This window comes from Dellaglioa sp. CoH-56-MRSF-12 (assembly GCF_056782075.1).
Genome location: NZ_JBXAYD010000036.1, coordinates 1 through 388 on the forward strand (window position 1 = coordinate 1; position 388 = coordinate 388).

General features: G+C 56.2%; 1 protein-coding gene. It reads left to right on the forward strand.

All coding sequences use genetic code 11. The features are described from left to right. Positions 1-388, forward strand: a 388-nt coding sequence (locus tag AC1RPY_RS07705) for a hypothetical protein (protein ID WP_481763099.1), incomplete at both ends; no start/stop codon positions are given.

A 388-nucleotide genomic window follows, 5' to 3' on the forward strand; every position in this document is an offset into this window, starting at 1 on the left:
CCCGACGAAGGCCGCACCGCCGTCCCCGACGTTTGGTGTTTCGGTGTACGACACGACACGCAGCACTCAGTACCCGATCGAGCAATTCAAATGTTCGCTGACCGATTACACGGACAGCAATGGTCTGGAGACAGAGCTTGAACAAGCGATTAACCCGTTCTCGCAATACATTCGGGTAACGTCGAACGTACCGAGCCCGCCGACACCTCTTCCCATTATCTCATCGGTCAGTACTCCTGTGAATATGGCGGGCGGTAACTCGGGCGGTGCTGTTACGTCGCTTCAAGTCGCTGGCGCATGGAACGTGTTTGCGAACAAGCAGCTGTACAAGATCAACATCCTGCTGAACTCGGGCCACGCCAGTCCAGACGTGCAGCTTGCGATGGAT